The 22,828-nt window shown below is 34.6% G+C and carries 25 protein-coding genes; 15 read left to right on the top strand and 10 right to left on the bottom strand.

Features of this window, described 5'->3' with window-relative positions; translation table 11 throughout:
* Positions 1–2 precede the first annotated feature (2 nt).
* The 3 genes from glyS to ybaK all read left to right on the top strand — a co-directional run bounded on the left by glyS (position 3) and on the right by ybaK (position 3,526).
* On the top strand, positions 3–2,072 hold the full coding sequence (gene glyS / locus H3S73_RS11425; protein WP_370528599.1) for a glycine--tRNA ligase subunit beta: 2,070 nt from the start codon (positions 3–5) through the stop codon (positions 2,070–2,072).
* A 67-nt stretch (positions 2,073–2,139) separates the two neighbouring features.
* Positions 2,140–2,943 carry a hypothetical protein gene (locus H3S73_RS11420; RefSeq protein WP_198236677.1) on the top strand — a complete coding sequence of 268 codons (804 nt, stop codon included), beginning with the start codon at positions 2,140–2,142 and terminating at the stop codon, positions 2,941–2,943.
* Positions 2,944–3,040: 97 nt separating this feature from the next.
* Positions 3,041–3,526 (top strand): Cys-tRNA(Pro) deacylase, encoded by a 486-nt coding sequence (gene ybaK / locus H3S73_RS11415; RefSeq protein WP_198236676.1) that lies wholly within the window; start codon positions 3,041–3,043, stop codon positions 3,524–3,526.
* A gap of 138 nt (positions 3,527–3,664) precedes the next feature.
* Here the strand turns inward: ybaK and H3S73_RS11410 are convergent, their stop codons facing one another.
* The 4 genes from H3S73_RS11410 to H3S73_RS11395 form a co-directional block, all read right to left on the bottom strand.
* Positions 3,665–3,937, bottom strand: a complete 273-nt coding sequence (locus H3S73_RS11410; protein ID WP_065738392.1) for an HU family DNA-binding protein — start codon at positions 3,935–3,937, stop codon at positions 3,665–3,667.
* Between the two features lie 174 nt (positions 3,938–4,111).
* Entirely contained in the window at positions 4,112–4,705 is a 594-nt protein-coding gene (locus H3S73_RS11405; protein WP_198228624.1) for a YjaG family protein, read from the bottom strand.
* Positions 4,698–5,771 carry a uroporphyrinogen decarboxylase gene (hemE, locus tag H3S73_RS11400; RefSeq protein ID WP_198236675.1) on the bottom strand — a complete coding sequence of 358 codons (1,074 nt, stop codon included), beginning with the start codon at positions 5,769–5,771 and terminating at the stop codon, positions 4,698–4,700. The genes H3S73_RS11405 and hemE overlap by 8 nt, the downstream gene beginning before the upstream one ends.
* A gap of 88 nt (positions 5,772–5,859) precedes the next feature.
* Positions 5,860–6,765, bottom strand: coding sequence for a LysR family transcriptional regulator ArgP (locus H3S73_RS11395; RefSeq protein WP_039128992.1), 906 nt, complete (start codon positions 6,763–6,765; stop codon positions 5,860–5,862).
* 206 nt (positions 6,766–6,971) lie between these two features.
* Between H3S73_RS11395 and rpiA the strand changes: the two genes are divergently transcribed.
* Positions 6,972–7,637, top strand: a complete 666-nt coding sequence (gene rpiA, locus H3S73_RS11390; protein WP_198236674.1) for a ribose-5-phosphate isomerase RpiA — start codon at positions 6,972–6,974, stop codon at positions 7,635–7,637.
* A gap of 55 nt (positions 7,638–7,692) precedes the next feature.
* Positions 7,693–8,934 carry a phosphoglycerate dehydrogenase gene (gene serA, locus H3S73_RS11385; RefSeq protein WP_198236673.1) on the top strand — a complete coding sequence of 414 codons (1,242 nt, stop codon included), beginning with the start codon at positions 7,693–7,695 and terminating at the stop codon, positions 8,932–8,934.
* 213 nt (positions 8,935–9,147) lie between these two features.
* Here serA and H3S73_RS11380 read toward each other — a convergent pair whose 3' ends face one another.
* The 6 genes from H3S73_RS11380 to srlA form a co-directional block, all read right to left on the bottom strand.
* Positions 9,148–9,927, bottom strand: a complete 780-nt coding sequence (locus H3S73_RS11380) for a DNA-binding transcriptional repressor (RefSeq protein ID WP_039128984.1) — start codon at positions 9,925–9,927, stop codon at positions 9,148–9,150.
* Positions 9,928–10,029: 102 nt separating this feature from the next.
* Complete coding sequence (gene gutM, locus H3S73_RS11375; protein ID WP_172398420.1) at positions 10,030–10,395, bottom strand: transcriptional regulator GutM; 366 nt, start codon at positions 10,393–10,395, stop codon at positions 10,030–10,032.
* 73 nt (positions 10,396–10,468) lie between these two features.
* Complete coding sequence (gene srlD / locus H3S73_RS11370) at positions 10,469–11,248, bottom strand: sorbitol-6-phosphate dehydrogenase (protein WP_039128979.1); 780 nt, start codon at positions 11,246–11,248, stop codon at positions 10,469–10,471.
* Positions 11,249–11,260: 12 nt separating this feature from the next.
* On the bottom strand, positions 11,261–11,629 hold the full coding sequence (gene srlB / locus H3S73_RS11365) for a PTS glucitol/sorbitol transporter subunit IIA (RefSeq protein ID WP_039128977.1): 369 nt from the start codon (positions 11,627–11,629) through the stop codon (positions 11,261–11,263).
* Between the two features lie 90 nt (positions 11,630–11,719).
* The gene (locus H3S73_RS11360; RefSeq protein ID WP_086327296.1) at positions 11,720–12,712 is read right to left on the bottom strand and encodes a PTS glucitol/sorbitol transporter subunit IIB; all 993 of its coding nucleotides are present in this window, start codon (positions 12,710–12,712) and stop codon (positions 11,720–11,722) included.
* A gap of 19 nt (positions 12,713–12,731) precedes the next feature.
* Positions 12,732–13,280, bottom strand: coding sequence for a glucitol/sorbitol-specific PTS transporter subunit IIC (gene srlA / locus H3S73_RS11355; RefSeq protein WP_065738381.1), 549 nt, complete (start codon positions 13,278–13,280; stop codon positions 12,732–12,734).
* 276 nt (positions 13,281–13,556) lie between these two features.
* On the opposite strand from srlA, the gene H3S73_RS11350 reads away from it, so the two are divergent.
* The 10 genes from H3S73_RS11350 to H3S73_RS11305 all read left to right on the top strand — a co-directional run bounded on the left by H3S73_RS11350 (position 13,557) and on the right by H3S73_RS11305 (position 22,407).
* The gene (locus tag H3S73_RS11350) at positions 13,557–14,117 is read left to right on the top strand and encodes a Dps family protein (RefSeq protein ID WP_025314541.1); all 561 of its coding nucleotides are present in this window, start codon (positions 13,557–13,559) and stop codon (positions 14,115–14,117) included.
* 82 nt (positions 14,118–14,199) lie between these two features.
* Positions 14,200–14,748 carry an NADPH-dependent FMN reductase gene (locus tag H3S73_RS11345; RefSeq protein ID WP_198236672.1) on the top strand — a complete coding sequence of 183 codons (549 nt, stop codon included), beginning with the start codon at positions 14,200–14,202 and terminating at the stop codon, positions 14,746–14,748.
* Between the two features lie 69 nt (positions 14,749–14,817).
* On the top strand, positions 14,818–15,504 hold the full coding sequence (gene mutH, locus H3S73_RS11340) for a DNA mismatch repair endonuclease MutH (protein WP_198236671.1): 687 nt from the start codon (positions 14,818–14,820) through the stop codon (positions 15,502–15,504).
* 212 nt (positions 15,505–15,716) lie between these two features.
* Complete coding sequence (locus tag H3S73_RS11335) at positions 15,717–16,136, top strand: PTS sugar transporter subunit IIA (RefSeq protein ID WP_039129369.1); 420 nt, start codon at positions 15,717–15,719, stop codon at positions 16,134–16,136.
* Complete coding sequence (locus H3S73_RS11330; RefSeq protein WP_065738377.1) at positions 16,137–16,628, top strand: mannose/fructose/sorbose PTS transporter subunit IIB; 492 nt, start codon at positions 16,137–16,139, stop codon at positions 16,626–16,628.
* 34 nt (positions 16,629–16,662) lie between these two features.
* Positions 16,663–17,481, top strand: coding sequence for a PTS mannose/fructose/sorbose transporter subunit IIC (locus tag H3S73_RS11325; protein ID WP_198236670.1), 819 nt, complete (start codon positions 16,663–16,665; stop codon positions 17,479–17,481).
* Positions 17,482–17,499: 18 nt separating this feature from the next.
* A complete protein-coding gene (locus H3S73_RS11320; protein ID WP_198228617.1) occupies positions 17,500–18,330 on the top strand; it encodes a mannose/fructose/sorbose PTS transporter subunit IID in 831 nt (276 codons plus the stop codon).
* Positions 18,331–18,490: 160 nt separating this feature from the next.
* A complete protein-coding gene (locus H3S73_RS11315; protein WP_198236669.1) occupies positions 18,491–19,735 on the top strand; it encodes a zinc-binding dehydrogenase in 1,245 nt (414 codons plus the stop codon).
* A 108-nt stretch (positions 19,736–19,843) separates the two neighbouring features.
* Positions 19,844–20,815, top strand: a complete 972-nt coding sequence (locus tag H3S73_RS11310; RefSeq protein ID WP_065738373.1) for a sugar-binding transcriptional regulator — start codon at positions 19,844–19,846, stop codon at positions 20,813–20,815.
* Positions 20,816–20,991: 176 nt separating this feature from the next.
* The gene (locus H3S73_RS11305) at positions 20,992–22,407 is read left to right on the top strand and encodes a glycoside hydrolase family 28 protein (protein WP_198236668.1); all 1,416 of its coding nucleotides are present in this window, start codon (positions 20,992–20,994) and stop codon (positions 22,405–22,407) included.
* Positions 22,408–22,828 lie beyond the last annotated feature (421 nt).

The following is a 22,828-nucleotide window of genomic DNA, read 5'->3' as shown; positions in this document are numbered from 1 at the left end:
AGATTATGCAAAAAACATTTTTAGTGGAAATTGGTACTGAAGAGTTACCTCCAAAATCACTCCGAACATTAGCTGAAAGTTTTGCAGCTAATTTTATTGAACAACTTGATAATGCTAAATTGGAACATGGTGAAGTGCTTTGGTATGCATCGCCTCGTCGTTTAGCATTAAAAGTTTTAAATTTAAATGACACGCAGCCAGATAGCCAAATCGTTAAACGTGGCCCAGCGGTAAGCGCAGCATTTGATGCAAATGGCAATCCAACTAAAGCCGCTGAAGGATGGGCTCGCGGATGTGGTATTAGTGTCGATCAGGCTCAGCGCATTCAAACAGATAAGGGAGAATGGCTTTGTTATACGCAAAATCAAAAAGGTCAGCCTGTCGTTAATTTATTGTGTGATATGGTAAAAAACGCATTAAGCAAATTACCTATTCCTAAACCAATGCGTTGGGCGGCTCGACAAGTTGAATTTATTCGACCTTGCCACACTGTAACAATGCTTTATGGTGAAGATTTAGTGCCTGGCACTATTTTAGACATTGAATCAAATCGAGTGATTCGAGGTCATCGCTTTATGGGTGAGCAAGAATTTACTATTGATAATGCAGATCAATACCCAGATATTTTAGAACAACGAGGTAAAGTCATTGCGGATTATGATAAACGTAAAGCTATTATCAAACAACAAGCGCAAGACGCCGCAACGAAATTAAATGGTAAAGCAGATTTAACCGATAGTTTACTTGAGGAAGTCTCTTCTTTAGTTGAATGGCCGGTTGTATTAACAGCTAAATTCGAAGAACGCTTTTTGGCTGTCCCTGCCGAATCACTGGTTTATACCATGAAAGGTGATCAAAAATATTTTCCAGTTTACGATAAGCAAGGCAAACTGCTGCCGAATTTTATTTTTGTGGCAAATATTGAATCAAAAGACCCGCAAGTGGTGATTTCAGGTAATGAAAAGGTGGTTCGCCCTCGCCTAGCCGATGCAGAATTCTTTTACCAAACTGATTTAAAACAACGTTTAGAAGATCGTTTACCTCGCCTTGAAACCGTTCTATTTCAACAACAATTAGGAACGGTTAAAGATAAAGCGTTACGGATAGAAGCATTGTCTGGTTTTATTGCCGACAAAATTGGCGCTAACGTTGAGCAAGCAAAACGTGCAGGTAAACTGACTAAATGTGACTTAGTGACAAATACCGTCTTCGAGTTCCCTGAAACGCAAGGTATAATGGGTCGCTATCTAGCACTTAAAGATGGGGAATGTATTGAAGTTGCAACGGCCATTGAGGAGCAATACAAACCTCGTTTTGCGGGTGATGAATTGCCAAGCACTTACGTATCATGCGCCGTGTCAATTGCCGAGAAAATGGATACTTTAGCGGGTATTTTCGGTATTGGTCAACACCCTAAGGGGGATAAAGACCCATTTGCATTACGTCGTGCGGCTATCGGTGTGCTACGTATTATTGTCGAAAAAGCGTTACCATTAGATTTGGCCGAATTGTCAACTTATGCAGTATCACTATATGGTGAGAAGCTAAATAACAAAAATGTTGTTGAAGATATTGTTAGCTTTATGCAAGGTCGATTCCGTGCTTGGTACCAAGAACAAGGCTTTACCATTGATACCATTCAAGCGGTATTAGCACTTAATCCGACGAAACCTGCCGATTTTGATGCAAGAGTCAAGGCAGTAACGCATTTTCGAACACTATCAGAAGCATCATCATTAGCGGAAGCCAATAAGCGTGTTTCTAATATTTTATCTAAAACCGACAGTGTTATTTCTGAACATGTTAATGCCGCCCTATTGGTAGAGGGTGCTGAAGGGGAATTAGCCAAACATGTAGCGATATTAACGGATAAATTAGCTCCTTACTTTAACGATGGACGTTATCAAGAGGCTTTAGTTGAATTAGCCGCACTTAAAACACCGATTGATGCTTTCTTTGAAAATGTAATGGTGATGGTAGATGATGAACAAGTGAAACTTAATCGTCTAGCTCTTTTGAAAAAACTACAAAATTTATTTTTAAAAGTTGCTGATATTTCACTTTTACAATAATATCCCTTTCGTTAATTATATTTAGTGGTAGCTTTCTGGTTACCACTAATAAGGTAAGAATGTAAATATGCAAACAGATCTCTCTTTTTCCATAGTTTTTACTCAGACTACTAATTTTATTCGAAATCGGTTTTGGTCAATTGCGCTAATCAGTTTATTATTAAATATAGTCGCTTCATTAATTTTAAAAAATACTGTTGATCCTACAATTATTACTCAATTACTTCAAGCAAATAGTCCAAACGCATTTCCACTTTTATTAAAAATGCTAGTGATTAAATTAGTGTTATTTATAATAATTGATGCGATTTTAATTGCTGTTATTTATAACTATTCTGTCAATGAATATCTTAATTTAAATACAGTATTATCCAGAATGCTACCCAATGTACTAAATATGATTGGTTTTGAGTTGATTTTCTTAATCATATTGCCAATAATTTTCCTATTTGCGGGATTAATATTTATGATTTTGGGATTAATTATTCCAAAGACCCTAGTCATTTTCCTATTTGCAGTCGTCGCGATTGTGTTTGCCATATTTTTTAATGCGATTTACTACAATTTTTGTGGATTAATTGCTCAACCAACAACTAAAACTTTTTTCGAAAAATTCGCTGAATGTAACAGATCTACATTAACTCATTGGCGTTTTGCTCTTCCGATGATGTTAATATATTTTCTTGTGGCTTTAGTTATTTCGCTTTTTAATGCTGTGGACAATAATATCTTTTTATCAGTTATTTATTCAACACTATTAACGATCTTAAATATTTTTACAATTTGCTTCTTTTATCGTTTGAATATGCTATTAACAAGTAACAAATCAACGCTTGAACCACCTGAGCAAAATAACAGTTTAATTATTTAAAAATAGCCATTACGTTTAGTTACCCTATTAATTTTGTTAATAGGGTAACTAAAATTCAATCATTAACCTATTTTATTTAATTACAGTAGACATCACTATGACACCTGCGATTAAGCTTCTTAAAAAGTTAAATATCACATTTAAAATTCACCAATATGAGCATGATCCTAATGATACATACTATGGACAAGAAGCTTTAAATAAACTCGATCCAAGTTTAAACGTAGTTGCTACACAAGTGTTTAAAACATTAATAGTAAGTTTAAATGGTAACGATAAAATGTTAGCAGTTTGTGTATTACCGGTTGATAATCACTTAGATCTTAAAAAAGTGGCTAAAGCACTGAACTGCAAAAAAGTAGAGTTAGCCGATCCTAATTTAGCTCAAAAAACTACAGGTTATTTAGTCGGCGGTATTAGCCCATTAGGGCAAAAAAAGCAATTACCCACTCTTATTGATTCAAGTGCAGTTCAACTAGAAAAAATGTTTATTTCGGGAGGAAGAAGAGGATTAGAAATAGAACTCATCGCGCAAGATTTAGCAAAAGTTTTAAATGCAAAATTTGTAGAGATAAAATCTTAACCTTGCTTGTATCCGCTTTTATTTTTTAATAAATCTCTGTGTGTTAAAAATTAGATAAAAAAACATGGCCACAAGACAACGTCTTATGACCAAAAGTACATCCCATCAATATAATAAAATAGGAAGAAATAAACAAACTTATTTGATTGCTTCTTTTAAGCTTTTACCAGATACAAATGCTGGAACTTTACTTTCGGCAATTTTGATTTCTTTACCAGTTTTTGGATTACGACCAATACGAGCTTTTCTTTCATTAACTTTAAATGTACCAAAACCAACTAGTTGCACTGGCTCACCAGCTTTTAATGATTCAGTAATAGCAGCTAATGTTGCTTCTAGAGCTGTTTTTGCAGCAACTTTTGTAATATCTGCTTTGCTAGCAATAGCATCGACAAGTTCTGTTTTATTCATGGAAATATCCTTACATAATTATTTTATTGTTAAAGTTAACATTATAAGCAATGCCGAAAATCAACTTTGCTTCTGTAAACAACGTTAGATTACATTGCTATTAAATGTAGTCTATATTCCTCCAATGTTAAAGGAAAATTTGGTAAAAAATAAAAAAATGACACATTTAAAAGCTTAATTGCTCAAAAAAACACCAATATTACTTATTGCAGATTCTCGAATATCTGCTTTTAAACCTTTTATTAAGTCAATCATATCGTTATTTTCATCTCGTAAAATTCGAAAAATTTCCCATTGAAAATCAAATTCATCGATCACACTAGGTAAAGTTTGTTGTTCATCTTCACTTAGAACAATATTTGATTTTGTCATTTCAAATTCTGCAACGGTTGTTGCCGATATACTACTCACTTTTGCTGTGTGTTCGGTTACTTCACCGGTTAAATATGAGTGTAAAACCTCACTTAATGCCTGACATGCATCAATAGCAGGGTAAATAATATAAGGACTATCTTCGGTAATACTAGGAATAATCACTTCTAACTTTTCCAGCTGTAAATCAAAATTGATTTTTACATTCTCAACTAATAATGATTCCCACATCAGATCAAGTATTTTCTTATAACTTTTAGCATCTTCCTCATTTTTCTGTTGTTTTGCGTAAAAGACAAAATTTGGGTACATTCTTTCACACAAACAAAGCATGAATAAGCGTTGTTGCCATAATGCTAATTTTTCGATTCTTAACTGAACTGGATTTTTAATCATGATGAAACCTTTTGGAGCGTTGATGTACAGCCTCAATTAAATATTGTACATGTTCTACTGGAGTATCTTGATGAATACCGTGCCCTAAATTAAAAATATGCCCATTATGAGTACCATATTCTTTAAGAACAGTATCAACATTAGATTCTATTGTTTGTCTATCAGCATACAAAACTGACGGATCTAAATTACCTTGCACGGCAATTTTACCTTTTTGTCGAATATCACTCAAATTAACTGTCCAATCAACACCAATAGCATCACAGCCAGTGTTAGCAATATTATCTAACCATAATCCGCCACCCTTGGTAAAAAAAGTAACAGGCACATATGAGGTGACATCCTGAGTTTTATTGCCTCGTTTTAACTTTGATAAGATTAATTGCATATAGTTTAAAGAAAACTCTTGATAACTTTGATGACTTAACACGCCACCCCAAGTATCAAATATCATTATTGATTGAGCTCCCGCTTCAATTTGTGCATTTAAATACAAAGCAACACTCGTCGCCAATTTTTCAAGTAATAGATGCAGTGCTTTGGGATGACTATAAAGCATCTTTTTTATTTTGGTAAAGGTTTTACTGCTCCCCCCTTCAATCATATAAGTAGCTAACGTCCAAGGACTGCCAGAAAAACCAATTAAAGGAACTTTGCCATTTAACTCTTTTTTAGTCAGACGTATTGCATCCATTACATAGCCAAGAGATAACTGCGGATCGGGAATCGGTAATTTTTCAATCTCAGATAATTGAGATAGGGATTTAGTAAATTTGGGGCCTTCGCCTGCTTCAAAATACAATCCAAGTCCCATTGCATCGGGAATGGTTAATATATCCGAAAAAATAATAGCTGCATCAAGGTCAAACCGATGCAAAGGTTGTAATGTCACTTCACATGCCAATTCTGGTGTTTGACACATCGTCATAAAATCACCCGCTTTGGCTCGTAACTGTCGATACTCAGGCAGATAACGACCGGCTTGCCGCATCATCCAAATAGGGGTGTAATCAACAGGTAAACACTGTAATGCGCGTAAATAACGATCATTTTTTAATTGACTCATATTATCTGCTCTGTAAGTGGTTATTGCACTTTGTAAAAAAGTTTCAGGTTAGCATTACGTTTTAGTAAAAAACATTAAATTTTACTTACTACTTCCTATCTTGTGGTTGAGATAAAGAACGTTGTGCATAACGAATTAAAGTCTCAGAAATATTTTGCATTACACTACTTTCAGGTGCAAACCGATGCCAATAAAGCATTCGTCTTTGGTATAAACCTTCAGTCAGATTGACTAATTCACCATTTTTTAACTCTTGCTCAACCTGTAACATCGGTATCATACAACAAGCAGATCCCTGCTTAGCAAGCTGAACAAAGGCTTCAGATGAACTGGTAATATGACAAATTACACTACCAGGCGTTAGATTAAAGTTTTCTTGTAGAAAAGCTTGATGCATATCATCCAAATGGTCAAAAGCAACCGCAGGTGCTTTTAAAAGCGAAGATCGAGTTACCCCATTGGGAAAGTATTTTTTAGCAAACTCAGGCGATGCCACAAAAATATAATCAAGTGCCCCTAATAAATCAGATAAGCAACCAGGTAATGGATTAGGTTGAATACTGATTGCTGCAACTACTGTACCTAAACGCAGTAGTTCTAAAGTATGTTCTTCATCCCTTACTTGAATATCAAAACGAAGAATATTTTTATCCAATACGGGCTTTAAAGCTGGTAAAAGCCATGTTGCTAAAGAGTCAGCATTAATTGCAATCGATAACGACAATGGTGTTGTGTTTTGTTCATTATCACCTAACCATTGCTGTTCCAATAATTCAACTTGATGCAATAATCCTAGAAGATGCTCTCCTTGCTTGGTGGCTTTCGGCGGTATCGTTCTAACTAATAATTGTTGACCGAAAAAGCTTTCTAATTGTTTGATACGTTGCGATACGGCTGGTTGTGTGATACACAATTTATCAGCTGCACGTTCAAATCCCCGTTCTTTTATCACTGCATCTAATGCTTGTAATGCTCTATAATCTGGACGCTTCATAATCTCTTTACTAATGATTTGATCATTGCTTGGATATTAAAGCTACTTTAATATCGTAAAAATTTTTAACCTATCGAAAATTAATATATTTATTAAAATACTAATGATTTTTGCTTTCCAATTGGGTACTATGCCATATCTTTAATAATTTTTCTTTTAAAATTTTATTTTTTTAAGAAAAAGTATCCTTAACATAGGATGATATCATGACACAAGACGAATTAAAAAAGGCGGTAGGCTGGTCAGCCTTAAAATATATTAAACCAGATTCATATGTTGGAGTAGGAACGGGCTCTACAGCATCTCATTTTATTGATGCGTTAGCGACAATCAAAGATCAGATTAAAGGCACCGTTTCAAGTTCGGAAGCTTCGACACAAAAATTGAAGAGCTATGGTATTCCAGTACTAGACTGTAATGATGTTGATAGCTTAGATGTATATGTTGATGGCGCTGACGAAATCAATCAACAATTACAAATGATCAAAGGCGGAGGAGCCGCTTTAACACGTGAGAAAATAGTTTCAGCACTTGCAAAACAGTTTATCTGTATTGTGGATGAATCAAAGGTTGTCGATGTATTAGGAAAATTCCCATTACCTGTAGAGGTAATTCCGATGGCTCGTTCCTATGTTGCCCGTGAGTTAGTTAAACTTGGCGGTAAACCAATATATCGACAAGGGGTCGTGACCGATAATGGCAATGTTATTTTAGATGTGCATGATCTTCTTATTACCAATCCGGTGGAATTAGAACATCGTATTAATAATATTGCTGGTGTGGTAACCGTTGGATTATTTGCCAATAGAGGGGCAGATATCGCACTAGTTGGATGCAGCTCAGGTGTAAAAGAGTTAAATAAAATTATTTAATTTTTAAAAAATTATAGTAAATACCTATTATATTTTGATGGATAGAGAGGAAATAATGGTTGTTCAGGCGTTAACGAAAGATGAAAACAAGTTTGTATTACTTGAAGGGATCCACCCTAGTGCGGTTGAAACACTTAAATCAGCAGGTTATAACAACATTGAATATCATAAAGGTGCATTATCTAAATCTGAACTTAAAGACGTATTAAAAGATGCAAGATTTATTGGTATTCGCTCAAGGACACATTTAACAAAAGATATCATTGATGCTGCACCTAAACTTGCTGGAATTGGTTGTTTCTGTATTGGAACCAATCAAGTTGAACTAGAGGCTGCTACCGTTAAAGGAATTCCTGTTTTTAATGCACCATTTTCTAATACTCGTTCAGTTGCAGAGCTCGTATTAGCTGAAGCGATTTTATTACTTCGTCGAGTACCAGAAGCCAATGCTAGAGCTCATCAAGGCAAATGGAACAAAATAGCTACAGGTTCTCACGAAGCACGAGGTAAAAATTTAGGCATCATTGGTTACGGTCATATTGGTAGTCAATTGAGTGTACTTGCTGAATCATTAGGTATGAATGTTTACTTTTATGATATTGAAACCAAATTGCCATTAGGAAACGCCAAACAAATTGCAACCATGAAAGAATTACTTGCTATGAGTGATATTGTGAGTATGCATGTTCCTGAAAATGCGACGACAATTAAAATGATTGGCAAATCAGAAATTGATATGATGAAATCAGGTGCAATTTTGCTTAATGCTTCCCGTGGCAGTGTGATCGATATTGATGCACTCACTCAAGCGCTAGAAGCTAATAAGCTTAGTGGTGCAGCAATTGATGTATTTCCAACTGAACCTGCTAGCAACAGTGATCCATTTGAATCGCCATTATGTAAATTTGATAATGTCATTATTACTCCTCATATTGGCGGTTCAACCAGTGAAGCTCAAGAAAATATTGGTATTGAAGTAGCAACAAAACTTGCTAAATATTCAGACACAGGGGCTACACTTTCCGCAGTTAATTTTCCTAAAGCTGCTTTGCCAATTCCAGCAAAAGGTTCAAGTCGTTTTATCAATATTCATCACAATCAACCTGGCGTATTAACAGCAATTAATACGTTATTTGCAGAACAAGGCTTGAACATATCAGCACAATATTTGCAAACCGATCCTTTAATTGGTTATGTTGTTATTGATATCGATAGAGTAGAACAAAGCAAAGCCGAAGAGTTATTAGTAAAATTAAAAAATGTAGATGGTACCATTCGAGCTAGATTATTATTTTAATTTATCTTAGCGATATGTTCCAATGATCCTTTTTCAAAGGATTTAATGAATAAAAAACGTTTGAGCGTATATCTATACTGTCGGAAATGATCTAAAACGGTTAAAGACTCAAAGCTTATTATTAAACCAATTTTAATAAGCTTTGATATTCATTATTAGGTTTGATGCATAACTTTGGGCTGAACCCTTTTTAAGATTTTTTATCTGGATTTTTTATTTGGTTAACGGCTTTACTTTTATTACTTTAATGCCCTTTTGCATTAATGCATCATAATATTTATCATCTAAATTATTATCTGTAATGATGGTATCGACAGCACTTAAATCACACACCACATTTGGACTGCGTCTTCCAAATTTTGAAGAATCCGCTAATAAGATTAATTTCGCAGCCGCTTTACTCATTGCAACACTACCATGATAGCTTTCATTAAATGTAGTAACTCCACCAACTAAATCTACGCCATCTGCACCCATAAAGAGTTTATCAAACGTGTAGGATTCAAAAGCAGCAATGGCGGACGCATTATTGCTATGGAATGAGGCTGATTTACGGCGAAATGTTCCGCCCGTTAAGATAATAGTTTGGTCATTATCATTAGCGACCAGTTCATTTACCATATGTAAGCTATTGGTCATAATAGTTAAATTATTGAATCTAGCAAGCATAGGGATCATTTGAGCAACCGTGCTACCAGCATCAAAAATGATTGAATCACCTTCATGGATCAATTTAGAGGCTTCTTCGGCAATCGCCTTTTTTTGAGCAGTATTAATGTAAGTTTTATGATCGATGGCTCGGTCACCAATTTCGCGGTTTAGCATAGCACCACCATAAGTACGCAAAACTAAACCACTTTCATGAAGTTGTGTAAGATCTTTACGGATAGTTGTGCCAGTAGTTTTAAAGTGTTCAACCAGTTCATCAACACTAACTTGTCCATGACTTTGCAAATATTCTAAAATAGCTGTCTGTCTTTGCCTTACCTTCATGCTTGGATCCCATCACTATAACTAGCGTATAAAAATTTTTATTTTATATAATTATTATACTTTATAATGAAAGAAAATACTTTTCAAAATAAAAGTTAATTTTCATTTATTGGCAGTCAAAGCGACAGTTAATGCACTTTGTGAAGATGGCTCATTAGGAAATATCTTTTCAGGTATGATATCTAAAACCGACAATCCATGTAATTGTGAGATAGGTTTGGGTATAGCAAAAACCGTAATCCCTTTCATAATAACTGAATCAATGACTACCTGATTTTCATCTAACGAAATCGCAATTAATACTCTGGGTTTAAAACGTTTATTTTTACTACGACCAACTCCCAAGTACATACCTTTTTTCAAGGATAAAAAAGCATGATTAAAACGGCGTATTTGAAACCAACTAAAAATAATTTGGATACACCACGCAATCAATGCCATGACAATTAGCGTATTGGTCATATTCATGATTAATCCTTTTTATATAAATTGAATAATAAAGTGCGATAAGTTTTAAATTAACTTACGCACTTTATTCTCATTAAAACATCACTTGACCACCCGTTATATTAATTGATTGTCCTGTACAATAAGAGGCTTTGTCACTTGCATAAAATAATAAGACATTAAGTACATCTTGATAATCACAACCACGTTTAAGGGGTACTTTATCAATATAAACTTGCTCAACTTGATCTTCTGCAATACCTAACTTTTTAGCATACTGAGGTATTAATGATTGGAACATTGGCGATTTTAATAAATTACCTAACATTAATGAGTTGACTGTAATTCCATAATCAGCAAGATCCAGCGCCAATGATTGAGTTAACCCAACACCGCCAAATTTAGCCGCACTGTATCCAGAGTTATGTTTACTGCCGACTTTACCTGATTTAGAGTTAATTTGAATAATTCGACCCGGGATTTTATGATTTACCATTAATTTAGCAAATTCACGTGCACATAAGAAATAACCAGTAAGGTTTACATTCACTGATAGTTGAAAATCGCTTAATACGAAATTAGTAATTGGCGCAGCTTTAGCAACGCCGGCGCTGTACACCATTAAATCCGCACGTTTAAAAGTATCATTAACATCATTTGCCAACTGAATAACACTTTCTTCGTTTGTTGCATCAACCCCAAAACCTTTAGCAGTACCTGCACCATGCTTTTGGTTTATCTCGTCTGCAACTTTATTGGCGTTTGCGATATTTAAATCAGCAACGGCAACCTTGTATCCAGCATCAGCAATACCCTTACATAAAAATTCACCTAAAGTTTGACCACCACCTACAATAACTGCTACTTGTTTCATCTTTTATTTTCCTTAATTATTTAAAATTTTAATTTCATCACCTACAAAAAGTTTTTCAGGGATTTCACCCTTTACATGCACCGTTCCGGGTAATTCAGCTTGACGATTACCATCAAACCTTATTGTGATATGTCCTAATTGTTGAAAATTAACATTTGCTACATCACCTACCGCTGTAATGTTATAAATATGATGACCTAAATGAATCACTTGTCCGACTTGTAAATCCTGCTTTAAAACATCATGACTATGAATAAAGCAGTAATCGGCTAAATCGGCTGGCGCACCGGTTTTAAATAGAATTAGCATGCCATCAGCTAATGCTTCTGACGCAAATTCACCAATTTGATTAATGTTTGATTGATAGATAACATTTGACATTCTTAACCTTCTTATTTTCTGTACTAAACACTCATTTTTATTGCGATTGTTAGCTTAAAACGGGATGCGCAATCCCATTTTTTAATCGGTTTATTGATAGATAAATAATGAAACGCCCCAAGCAATTAATACGGTTGGTGCTCCCGTTAAAAAGCGACTAACAAGTACCGAAGGTACGCCAACTCTAACGGTATCTTGCTTAGCTTCTGCTAGTGACAAACCAACCGGTATAAAGTCACATGCTGCTTGCGCATTAATGGCAAATAATGCTGGTAAAGCGAGATGAGGTGGAATATTACCCAGCCCTATTTGCACCCCAACTAGGGTTCCAATAACTTGTGCAATAACCGCGCCCGGTCCTAAGAACGGTGAAAGCAAAGGGAAAGAACAGATTAGCGCCAATATAACTAGACCAAGTGGATTATTAGCTAATGGCACAAGACCATGTGCAATAAAGTCGCCTAACCCAGATGCGATGATAATTCCGATTAATGCCGATACAAACGCCATAAAGGGAAGAATGGTTTTAAGTACGGTATCGATAGTGTCACGACCCGCTTGGAAGAAAACGGCAACACCCGATCCCATTCCGATACCGATTTTTGCTAGTAAACCATCACTTTGTTCAGTAATTTTTTTACTGCTATCATAATCTTTAAATTCAGAAGTGGTTTTGCTCGCTTGCGATGCAGCTTGGTTAACAGCATCCCCCTCTTTTTCAATTAATGTGATATTGTTTGGTTTTACGGCTGAAACATAGATGTCTTCAACAATATATTGAGCAAGAGGCCCGGATTTGCCCGTTGCATGAATATTAATCGTTGGTATACGATTTTTTGGATAAATACCGCAACGTAATGTGCCACCGCAATCAATAACCGCCACGCCAATTTCTTCTTTAGGTGGTTCTCCCTCTTTAAAACCATCAATTGCTTGCCAGCCTGTTAATTGAGTGAGTGTGTCAACGATTGCTGGTCGCGTACCGGCTGCAATATAGACGATTTTTTTTCCTGCAATGATAGGAAGTTCTAAAGGTCCGCCCCAACCCGATTCACCTTTTTCTATACGAATAAATTTAGCCATTTTGTGTTCCTTACCATTGTTATAAATGCACTTTTCTATCTAATTTAATGCCCATTTTTTTTTCAAAAATGGCAGTACAAAAGTCTGTGATCCAACCTCTAAAGAAGTTGGTGCCTAAACCGACAAGGAAATAGCTAACCGCTAAAGGACCTAACGGTAAATTTAAAGTGGTTAAGCCAGCTGCGACCCCTAAATAAACAAAAAGTTCACCAGGGTTAACATGAGGAAATAAACCATTCATTGAATGGCAGCTATAAGATGAAGCAGCGTAATAACTTGGTTTATAAAACTCTGGCATAAAGCGACCTAAACTTAATGTCATTGGATTACAAAACACAAAAGTACCGATTAACGGTAAAATTAAATAACGAGAAACAGGATTACCAGCACAAGCTTGAGCTAAACGTTCGATACGTTCTTGTCCGATAAATTTAATAAGTGCGTTCATCACAACGAGTAATGAAATTAATAATGGTAAAATCGACGTTACCATCCCCACAAAAACTTTGCCTCCTTCTTGGAATAAACCAATAAACCATTCGGCACCAAATGAAATAGCATCAATCATAATGTCTCCTATTGAGTTAAATTTCGATTAAATACTATCAACTTCAAAAACAAATAACTTTTAACTTGATCACATTTTGAAATATTTTCTTTTATTGTGAAAGAAATTTATTAGAAAATAATTAAAAAAAGGAAAGTGTATGAAATGAGTGTTATCCATAGATTGCTAAAATAGCAGTGATAGCCAACAATAGCTCATTTTGATTGGACTTTGATTGTCAGTTAGCGTAATTTGTAAATACACACTTATTTTGTTTTTCAACTTAAGGAGAATATCATGGCTAAAAGTATTACCTCTTCTAAATCTAAAAAAGCAGCTAGCGCAAAGAAACTACAGCAAGCAGCAATTTTGTTCCCTACTGATTTAGGTCAAAAAGCATCAAAAGATATTTCCGGCGCAATGAACTCTGTATTAGCAGATGTATTTGCTTTATATTTAAAAACTAAAAACTTTCATTGGCATGTAAGTGGTCCTCATTTTCGTGATTATCACTTAATGTTAGATGATCATGGTGACGAATTATTCGCAATGACCGATCCAATTGCTGAACGTGTGCGTAAATTAGGTGGCACAACATTGCGCTCTATTGGTCACATTTCAAAATTACAAAGTATTTCTGATAATGATGCGGATTTTGTTGAACCGTCAGATATGATTGCTGAACTCTGCCAAGATAATATTAAACTTACCACTCGTATGCGGGTTGCACATGATATTTGTGATAAATATAACGATTCGGCAACAGCAAGTTTAATTGAAGAGTGGATAGATCAAACTGAAAAACGTGCTTGGTTTTTGTTTGAAACCAGTCGTAAATTGGATTCTTCAGGTCACTAAAAATTTAGTAATGTTGAATCATTATCCCTAATAAGAGACACACTATTGTGTCTCTTTATCTTTCTATTAAGGGGAATTACAAATGAGTAAAAAAATAGCTGTACTTGTTGGTAGTTTACGTAAAGATTCTTTCAATTTAAAAGTAGCGAAGGTATTTAAGCAAATTGCACCACAATCACTGTCACTCGATATTATCGAGATCGGCGATTTACCTTTTTATAATGAAGATATTGATACAGACACCCCACCCCAATCCTACGTTCGTTTTCGTCAAGAAATTGCCAATTGTAATGGTGTAATTTTTGTTACCCCAGAATATAACCGAGGTTTACCAGCCGTAATTAAAAATGCTTTGGATGTCGGCTCTCGTCCTTATGGTAAAAGTGTTTGGTCCAAAAAACCTGCGGCGGTAATTTCTGTATCACAAGGCGCTATAGGCGGTTTTGGTGCTAATCATCAATTACGACAATCATTCGTTTTTCTTGATATGCCAACCTTACAACAACCTGAGGCCTATATAGGAAATATTAATAACGCTTTTGATGAAAATGGGAATATGAACGAGAAAACCAAAGAATTTCTTTTTGCTATTATCAACAGTTATGCACATTGGGTTGAAAAGTTAAGTTAATTATGTTTTATTGAGTACCCACAGTTCTAATTAACTGTGGGTTTATTTTGCAATTGATAAAGTTTTGACATGACAACAATTTATTTTCCAACCAATGAACAACAATTATTAAACCGTGCCCAATTAGTTGCGGGTTATACGTTTGGTGAAATAGCCCATTATCTCAATATGCCGGTACCGAATAATCTTAATAAGCAAAAAGGCTGGGCGGGTAATCTTATTGAGACCTTTTTAGGTGCGAATGCTGGAAGTAAAGCGGAACGCGATTTTGCTAATTTAGGCATTGAACTAAAAACAATTCCAATCAACAAACAAGGTAAACCATTAGAAACGACCTTTGTTAGTGTTACGCCATTAATGGCGAATCATGGTGTGATTTGGGAAACGAGTCATGTCAAATATAAACTCAGTAAAGTACTTTGGATCCCAATTGAAGGAGAAAGAACCATTCCTCTTGCAGATAGAAAAGTGGGGCATCCTATTTTATGGACACCAACGCACGAACAAGAGCAACAGCTTAAGCAAGATTGGCAAGAATTGATGGATATGATAGCACTGGGTCAAGTGGAAAAGATTACCGCTCGCTATGGTACTTATCTACAAATCAGACCTAAAGCAGCAAATGGAAAAGCATTAACTGAAGCGATTGGTGAAAATGGACAAATTATCCTAACACGTCCAAGAGGATTCTATCTTAAAAAATCTTTTACTTTACAGATTCTACAAAACGCAACATTTTCTTTTATTAAAGAATAATCATAATTCAATTTTCCCCCTCAATTTTATAAAGTTTAACCTTACAAATTACTACTTTTTTATATCACCATAAAAGAAATTTCTTTTATTTTGCAAGAAAATCAAATCTAAATCACATTTCTTCACATTTGTGATTTACTTTGATTATTTGTGAATATAAATTCACCTAAACATTTGTGAAGCAACAAGAGAATTTGTGAAAGAGGTGTGATATGAACTTTATATTAGCTGGCCATGGAAACATTGCTATTGAAATGAAGAAGAGTATTGAAATGATAGCTGGAGAATATGCAAACCTACATGCTATTACTTTTCAATTAGGTGAAGGTATTGAGAGTTTAAAAGATAAATACCTAAAAATTATTAGTCAATCAACTGAGCAACCATTCATTATTATTACTGATATCTTTTCCGGTAGCCCCTATAACGCAGCGGCAATGTTGGCAATGCAAAATGGCAATATTGAAGTCATCAGTGGCTTATCCTTACCACTTTGTTTAGCGTTATTACATATTGATTACGCCTCAATCAGCTTAGAAGAAACTTTTGAACAACTTAACGACATGAAAGCAGATTTTATCAAATCTTTCAGTCAACTATCCAAAAACATCGCTAAACATGAGGAATTTTAAATGATTATAAATTTAGTCCGTATTGATGACCGTTTAATACATGGTCAAGTCACGACTGTTTGGACCAAAGAGGCCAAAGCAGAAAGAATAATTGTTGTTAGTGATGAAGTGGCTAATGACGAAATTCGTTCCACTTTAGTTAAACAAGCGGCTCCTCCTGGAATTAAAGTTTCTGTGGTGAGTATTGCTAAAGCGGCGGCTGTTTATAAAAACCCTAAATATGAAAATGATACGGTGTTTTATCTTTTTACCAACCCAACAGATGTCATGCGACTGATTGAAGAAGGTGTACCAATTAAAAGTATCAATATTGGCGGTATGTCTTTCAAAACAGGCAAAAAGCAGATTACTAAAGCTGTTTCACTCGATGAAAACGATGTATCAGCATTTAGAAAAATGCATCAGATGGGGGTTGATCTGTGCTTAAAAGTGGTGATTACCGATCCTACCGTCGATTTTATCAAATTGCTTGACCAAGAATTTCCATATTAACAACCATCATTAGTAATAAATAAGGAGGTAGAAAATGGAAATTTCATTATTTCAAATTGTATTAATTTTTATTTTTTCTTGTATCGCAGGAATGGGAAGTGTACTTGATGAGTTTCAAACCCATCGGCCATTAATTGCTTGTACCGTGATAGGTTTAATCTTAGGCGATATAAAAACAGGTATTATTTTGGGCGGTACGCTTGAATTGATAGCATTAGGTTGGATGAATATAGGTGCCGCTCAATCACCCGATTCAGCACTCGCTAGTGTTATATCAGCAATTTTAGTTGTCGTTGGTAAACAAGATATTCAAACCGGAATTGCAATCGCCCTACCCGTTGCTGCCGCTGGACAAGTTTTAACGGTATTTGCAAGAACCATCACGGTTGCCTTTCAACATGAAGCGGATAACGCTGCTGAAAAAGTTCAATTCAAAAAAATAGAGCTTTTGCATTTTAGTGCGCTGTTTGTACAAGCATTGCGAGTGGCAATACCTGCAACTTTAGTTGCCATTTATGTTGATGCAAACACCGTCAAAAGCTTATTAAATCTGTTACCAGATATTGTGACGGGAGGTCTTGCTGTTGCCGGTGGTTTTATTGTTGTGGTTGGTTATGCAATGGTCTTGAACATGATGATGGTTAAATATCTGGCCCCTTTCTTCTATTTAGGGTTTGTTCTTGGTGGGTATTTGAATTTTAGTTTACTGTCATTTGGCATTTTAGGCGTCATTTTTGCCATTATTTATGTTCAATTAAATTCTAAATTTAATACAACTAAAAGTAATGAAACAAACATTAATGTCGTGACCAATAACCATTCAATCATTGCTGATGATGAATTAGATGATTAATAAGTAAAGGGTTTTATTATGAAAGAAGTATTAAATACTATACAAAAGAAAGATATTGTCAGCACATTTATTCGATCTAATTTTCAACAAGCATCTTTCAACTATGAACGAATTCATGCCTTAGCTTTTTGTGTCGATATGATTCCGACAATTAAACGGGTATACAAAACAAAAGAAGAGCAAAGAGAAGCATTAAAAAGACATCTAACCTTTTTCAATACAACACCTGCAATGTGTGGGCCTGTTTTAGGCGTCACCATGGCAATGGAAGAGGCCAGAGCAAATGGCGCAGATATTTCTGATGGCACGATTAACAGTTTAAAAGTTGGTCTTATGGGGCCTTTAGCGGGTGTGGGAGATCCATTAGTTTGGGGCACATTACGTCCAATTACCGCCGCTCTTGGTGCATCATTAGCGCTTACTGGAAATATCGCTGGTCCATTACTGTTTTTTATCCTCTTTAACTTAATTCGAATTGCGATGAAATGGTATGGCTTAACTTATGGGTTATCGAAAGGAATCGGAATCGTTAAAGATCTATCCGGTAATATTCTTCCAAAATTAACTGAAGGTGCATCTATTTTAGGGTTATTCATAATGGGCGTATTGGTCACCAAATGGACCTCGATTAATGTCCCACTTATTGTGTCACAAACTACGGGCATGAATGGTGAAGAGGTCACTATGACAGTACAAGGCATCCTTAACGATCTGGTGCCAGGATTACTCCCTTTAGCATTAACACTGTTAATGATGAAATTATTAAGAAAAAAAGTTAGTCCAATAACTTTAATCTTTGCATTATTTGCGGTAGGCATTATTGGCTATGGTTTAGGTATTCTTGGTTAAAAGATAGATTCAAAACAAAAACTTCACCGCCCAAAATTAATTAACAGGTTCAAAGTCATTACAAAGTGATCGGATAACACTAATTTTTAACCAGTAATACAGTTACTTTGAACCTTTTTTACTGAGCAAATTTAATCAATTTTAAAAATAAGAGGAATATATGAAAACTCATGCAGTTAGACTATATGGAAAAAATGATTTGCGATTGGAGTCATTTGAACTTCCCAAAATTACTGATGATGAAATTCTAGTGACAGTCATTGTTGATAGTATGTGTATGTCTTCATTAAAACTAGTCAATCAAGGTGAAAATCATAAAAAGACACCACCTGATTTAAAAAATAATCCAATCATTATTGGCCATGAATGTTGTGGTGAAATTATACAGGTTGGAAAAAATTGGCAACATAAATTTAAGCCCGGACAAAAATATGTTGTTCAAGCCAATTTGCAACTGACGGATAGTCCATATTGCGTAGGATACTCCTATCCTTATACTGGTGGTTGTGCAACGTACATGATAATCAACCATGATGTATTAAAACAAGACTGTTTGATTCCTTATGATGGACAAACTTATTTCGAAGGTGCATTAATTGAACCTTTATCATGTATTATTGGCGCATTTAATGCTAATTTTCACTTAAAATCCAATAGTTATGAACATATTATGGGTATAAAACCTAATGGTAATTTGATTATTTTAGGTGGTACCGGTCCGATGGGAATGCTGGCAATAGATTATGCATTAGGTGGTCCTATTGCACCTAAAAAGATAGTCGTAACCGGTCGCAGTAAAGAAAAAATAGAACACTTAAAAACCCTTTACCAATCCAGCAATGGTATTGAATTAGAATTTGTGGATATCTCAAAGACCGATGATCAAGTTACCCTATTAAAAAATAAATCAACAACAGGCAGTTTCGATGATGTTTTTGTTTTCTTACCTTCGCAAGAGTTGATTCAACTTGCCTCTCAATTATTGGCAATTGACGGTTGCCTTAACTTTTTTGCCGGTCCACAAGACAAAAACTTTTCTGCTGAAATTAATTTCTACGATGTTCATTATAACTTTACCCATATCGTTGGCACTTCAGGCGGTAATACTAATGACATGCGCGAAGCGGTTAAACTTATTGAATCGGGAGCAGTCGATGTGGCAAAAATCGTATCGCATATTATGGGTATTGATCACGCCAGTAACATCACTCAAATTCAAGACCAGATTAAAGGAGGAAAAAAATTAGTTTATACTCATAAAAAGTTTGATCTTAAAAATTTGGAATCATTAAATGATGATGCAGATGATGTTGCTTTACACAAGATATTGTCTAAAAATCATGGCATTTGGTCAAAAGAGGCCGAAGATTATGTTTTAAACTATTTTCCTGATATCGATTCTTGATTTTTTGGTATACTCTATTCACTTCAAGTTGTCATACAAAAATGACTTCTTGATGTGAATAAAAACACGGAGTTTTTTAATAACTAAAAATAATAAGATAACGCTACTATGATTAATCAAAATTTTCGCAACGACGAGTTTGAACAACACAAGATGTTAATTAAGATTGCTCAGTTGTATTATGAAGAAAATAAAACACAATCAGAAATAGCAAAAATTGTGAATATACATCGTTCAAGCATTAGTCGCATGTTAAAAACAATACGCGAGCTCGGTATTGTTTCGATTTCGATTAATTATAATTTGTTACCCGATATCGCGTTAGAAGAAAAAATTCGTAAGAAATATCATTTAAAACAAGTTATTGTCGTACCAGTCAATCTTGATATAGACAATGAAAGTAAAAATCAGATTGTTTGTAATGTCGCTTCAAATGTTCTACTCAAAAATATTACCGAGAATGATGTAATTGGTGTGTCTTGGGGTCGATCGATCAATTATATAGTTAATAGCTTAAAAAATGATAATGCTACATTCGAAAACGTTACCATCGTACCAATGATTGGTGGCCCATCTGGCAAGATCGAAACAAAATACCATGTAAATAATATAGCTTATAAACTTTCGGATAAACTTAAAAGTAACGCGATATTAATTGACTACCCTGCCATCGTCGATACCGCTAATTTGAAAACTGAAATCGAAAAAACTCAGCATATGAAGGAACTTAATAATTGGTGGAATAAAATTACCGTTGCTTTATTTAGTATAGGCTGTCCTGCAATATCCAAAAACTCCATTTGGTATGGTTTTTATGGTGAACTTTTTCAAAAAATTACTAACAAAAAAATTGTCGGAGATATTTTGTCACGATTTTACGATAAAAACGGTAAGGAATTACAAACCCCTTTTCATGATCAAATCATTGGTGTTACCTTAGAAAATCTCAAAAAAATTCCTTTAAAAATATGTGCGAGTGGTGATGCGGAAAAACTCAATAGTTTGATTGCGGCGTTAAATGCAAATTATATTGATATATTAGTCATTAGTGATGAAATGGCCAATCAATTAGCTAATTAAGCCATTAGATAATCGAATAGATAGTTAACATACATCAAAAAATAAAACTTCATTTCAATTTTTATAAACTATTTTCCTGTTTTGTGATTCTATTAACAGATTCTTTTACAGTTAACCTAGATAATCATTTGTATATTCACTATTTTGTCTTTTTTACTTTTGATTAAGGAAAAATTATGTATCGGTTAACTATAAAAAATGGATTATCTATTGGTCTATTATCCCTCACAGCTAGTTTTGGTGTTTTTGCATCGCCTTCATTTTCCCCTGTTACTTTAGAAAAATTAAATATTCCTAATAAACAATGTAATGTTAGAGACTATGGTGCTGAAGCAACAGGTATTTGGTATGACACAAAAGCATTTCAAGCGGCTATCGATGATTGTGTTCAAAAAGGCGGAGGTAAAATTATTGTCCCTGAAGGTTATTACTTATCAGAACCCCTTTTTTTAAAAAGTAATATTGAATTTCATTTAGAAAAAGGTGCTGTTTTACAAGCTTCTGCTGAAGAAAGTGCTTATCATCCCACAGAAAAACAACAAAAATGGTCAAGCTCGGCTAAATCATTGCCATTGGCTGAACAATGGATTGGCTTTATTAATATTGCAGAAGAAAAGAATATTGCTATCACTGGTGAAGGTATTATTGATGGACAGGGTTCAACGCTTTTAGAAAAATATCGCGCGGAGACTCGTAAGGCAGGAAAAAAAGGACCAACAAATCGTCCACGTTTACTTTTATTTAAAGACGCAAATAATATCTTAATTGAAGGCGTCACTATACAGAATTCACCAAGTTTTCATATCGTTTTTAAAAATGTAGAAGATATTACGATTAACAAAACAACCATATCCGCTCCTGCTTGGTGGCAAAATACTGATGCAATTGATCCAATGAATAGTAGAAGAGTCAGCATTACCAAAAACAATATTAGTGTTGGCGATGATCACGTTGCAATCAAAGCGACCGTAAACAACCTTAGCCATGATTTTTATATTGCTGATAATAACTTTATGCTTGGGCGTGGGTTATCTATTGGCTCAGAAACAAATGGTGGCGTGAGTAATCTGCTTGCTGAAAATAATACTTTCACCGATGCAATGTATGGTATTCGAATAAAATCTCCTCGAGGTAAAGGTGGCGAAGTCAAAGATATTCAATATAACAACAACACAATGATTAATGTAAAAACACCAATTGTACTGTCAGCTTATTATAAAGGAGGACCAACAACTAAAGATGCGAGAGTGAAAGCGTTGCAAGAAGGCGAATTTGCAGGTGGATTTATGCTAGGCGACCAAATCTATCCTGCTGATAATGAACAACCGAAAGAGTATAAAGAAAACGAAACACCTTACTTTAATAACATAAGCTTTAATAATCTTACAGTTAAAGGTAAAACCAATTATGCAGGTTTTATCATTGGAACCCCTGAAAAACCATTTGATAATATCAAATTTTCTAACATTAATATTGAATCTGAACTTGGTTTTAAAATTCGTAATGCCTCCGTAGAGTTCAGTAAAACGACAATTAAGGTAGAAAAAGGATCTGATATTATTAAAGAAAAAGGCAGTAAAATAACTAAGTAATAATAATTTAATGTGTTAGTTTAGATTGAACTGGATAAAAAGCTAACAACAGAGGGCGTTATCTGTTTTGATATAAAATATCAAATCGACAATCAAAACAGGTAACGCTCATTTCACATATCCAAAACTCAATGAAACGGTATAGACTCCTGAATTATTTTTACAGATAAACATGAATAAACTCAAGTAAGTGTTATCTAAAAAACAATCAATTGGGATATTTGCTGACAACAATGAAGAATAATGTCACTGCCTAAAATAACTTTGAATTAAAAAGTATAGTGAATCTTTATCAACTTTTTTATCTTATAATCCTTTTCTTATATTCAAAACTTAATGAAACGGTATAGACTCCTGAATTATTTTTACAGATAAACATGAATAAACTCAAGTAAGTGTTATCTAAAAAACAATCAATTGG

The sequence above is a fragment of the Gilliamella sp. B14384G12 genome, from assembly GCF_016101825.1.
In the GTDB taxonomy this organism is placed as follows: domain Bacteria; phylum Pseudomonadota; class Gammaproteobacteria; order Enterobacterales; family Orbaceae; genus Gilliamella; species Gilliamella apicola_N.
This window is presented reverse-complemented; position numbering and strand designations above follow the sequence as displayed.

Excerpts from the sequence above, each read along its gene's own strand:
- rpiA (WP_198236674.1), top strand. The coding sequence starts at position 6,972 with ATGACACAAGACGAATTAAAAAAGGCGGTAGGCTGGTCAGCCTTAAAA.
- H3S73_RS11420 (WP_198236677.1), top strand. The coding sequence starts at position 2,140 with ATGCAAACAGATCTCTCTTTTTCCATAGTTTTTACTCAGACTACTAAT.
- gutM (WP_172398420.1), bottom strand. The coding sequence starts at position 10,395 with ATGAATATGACCAATACGCTAATTGTCATGGCATTGATTGCGTGGTGT.
- srlB (WP_039128977.1), bottom strand. The coding sequence starts at position 11,629 with ATGTCAAATGTTATCTATCAATCAAACATTAATCAAATTGGTGAATTT.
- H3S73_RS11325 (WP_198236670.1), top strand. The coding sequence starts at position 16,663 with ATGGAAATTTCATTATTTCAAATTGTATTAATTTTTATTTTTTCTTGT.
- hemE (WP_198236675.1), bottom strand. The coding sequence starts at position 5,771 with ATGAGTCAATTAAAAAATGATCGTTATTTACGCGCATTACAGTGTTTA.
- H3S73_RS11410 (WP_065738392.1), bottom strand. The coding sequence starts at position 3,937 with ATGAATAAAACAGAACTTGTCGATGCTATTGCTAGCAAAGCAGATATT.
- H3S73_RS11380 (WP_039128984.1), bottom strand. The coding sequence starts at position 9,927 with ATGAAGGTAAGGCAAAGACAGACAGCTATTTTAGAATATTTGCAAAGT.
- mutH (WP_198236671.1), top strand. The coding sequence starts at position 14,818 with ATGACAACAATTTATTTTCCAACCAATGAACAACAATTATTAAACCGT.
- H3S73_RS11320 (WP_198228617.1), top strand. The coding sequence starts at position 17,500 with ATGAAAGAAGTATTAAATACTATACAAAAGAAAGATATTGTCAGCACA.
- H3S73_RS11360 (WP_086327296.1), bottom strand. The coding sequence starts at position 12,712 with ATGGCTAAATTTATTCGTATAGAAAAAGGTGAATCGGGTTGGGGCGGA.
- H3S73_RS11305 (WP_198236668.1), top strand. The coding sequence starts at position 20,992 with ATGTATCGGTTAACTATAAAAAATGGATTATCTATTGGTCTATTATCC.
- H3S73_RS11405 (WP_198228624.1), bottom strand. The coding sequence starts at position 4,705 with ATGATTAAAAATCCAGTTCAGTTAAGAATCGAAAAATTAGCATTATGG.
- srlD (WP_039128979.1), bottom strand. The coding sequence starts at position 11,248 with ATGAAACAAGTAGCAGTTATTGTAGGTGGTGGTCAAACTTTAGGTGAA.
- H3S73_RS11315 (WP_198236669.1), top strand. The coding sequence starts at position 18,491 with ATGAAAACTCATGCAGTTAGACTATATGGAAAAAATGATTTGCGATTG.
- srlA (WP_065738381.1), bottom strand. The coding sequence starts at position 13,280 with ATGATTGATGCTATTTCATTTGGTGCCGAATGGTTTATTGGTTTATTC.
- H3S73_RS11345 (WP_198236672.1), top strand. The coding sequence starts at position 14,200 with ATGAGTAAAAAAATAGCTGTACTTGTTGGTAGTTTACGTAAAGATTCT.
- ybaK (WP_198236676.1), top strand. The coding sequence starts at position 3,041 with ATGACACCTGCGATTAAGCTTCTTAAAAAGTTAAATATCACATTTAAA.
- H3S73_RS11330 (WP_065738377.1), top strand. The coding sequence starts at position 16,137 with ATGATTATAAATTTAGTCCGTATTGATGACCGTTTAATACATGGTCAA.
- H3S73_RS11310 (WP_065738373.1), top strand. The coding sequence starts at position 19,844 with ATGATTAATCAAAATTTTCGCAACGACGAGTTTGAACAACACAAGATG.
- serA (WP_198236673.1), top strand. The coding sequence starts at position 7,693 with ATGGTTGTTCAGGCGTTAACGAAAGATGAAAACAAGTTTGTATTACTT.
- H3S73_RS11395 (WP_039128992.1), bottom strand. The coding sequence starts at position 6,765 with ATGAAGCGTCCAGATTATAGAGCATTACAAGCATTAGATGCAGTGATA.
- H3S73_RS11335 (WP_039129369.1), top strand. The coding sequence starts at position 15,717 with ATGAACTTTATATTAGCTGGCCATGGAAACATTGCTATTGAAATGAAG.
- H3S73_RS11350 (WP_025314541.1), top strand. The coding sequence starts at position 13,557 with ATGGCTAAAAGTATTACCTCTTCTAAATCTAAAAAAGCAGCTAGCGCA.